The sequence below is a fragment of the Mesorhizobium sp. M2A.F.Ca.ET.067.02.1.1 genome, assembly GCF_004023285.1.
In the GTDB taxonomy this organism is placed as follows: domain Bacteria; phylum Pseudomonadota; class Alphaproteobacteria; order Rhizobiales; family Rhizobiaceae; genus Mesorhizobium.
This window is the reverse complement of sequence record NZ_RZSB01001305.1, coordinates 1-758: the sequence shown is the minus strand read 5'-3', so window position 1 is coordinate 758 and position 758 is coordinate 1. Positions and strand designations below refer to the sequence as shown.

General features: G+C 63.3%; 1 protein-coding gene. It reads left to right on the top strand.

The window, feature by feature from the left end:
- On the top strand, window positions 1–758 hold a 758-nt coding region (locus EOA28_RS37475), incomplete at both ends, for a DUF444 family protein (RefSeq protein ID WP_128315926.1).

Sequence of the window (758 nt, the reverse complement as noted above, 5' to 3'; positions counted from 1 at the left end):
ATGCCGATCTTCATCGACCGACGCCTGAATCCCAAGGACAAGAGCTTGGGTAACCGCCAGCGCTTCCTCAAGCGCGCGCGGGACGAACTGAAGCGCAGTATACGCGACCGCATCCGCACCGGCCGGATCGCCGAAGCGGACAAGGAATATGCCGTGCCGATGCCGGAAAAAGGCACCGGTGAGCCGAGCTTCAACGATGCCAGGAACAGCGGGCGGCGCCAGCACATCCTGCCGGGCAACAAGAGTTTCTCTCCCGGAGACCTGATCCCCAAACCCGGCCAGGGCGGCGGCGCCGGGTCGTCGTCTCCGGGCGACACGGTCTCTGAAGACGATTTCCGTTTCGTGCTGTCGCGTGAGGAGGTTCTCGATCTCTTTTTCGAGGATCTCGAACTGCCCGACATGGTCAAGCTCAACCTCAAGGAAATCCTCGCCTTCAAGTCGCAGCGTGCCGGCTTCGCGACAACCGGTTCGCCGACCAACATCAACGTCGCGCGTACGATGCGCAACAGTCATGGCCGCCGCATAGCGTTGAGGCGGCCGAAGCAGGCGGACGTGGATGCCATCGCCGGGCAGATCGCCGCGCTGGACTCTCAGCCGGTCAGCGCAGCGACGCGTCTGCGTGTCGCGGATTTGCGCAAGGAGTTCGAACGGCTGGAGCGCCGCCGCAAACGCATCGCCTATGTCGATCCGATCGACATCCGCTTCAATCGCTTCGATCCCCGGCCGCTGCCGAATGCCAGTGCCGTGATGTTCTGCCT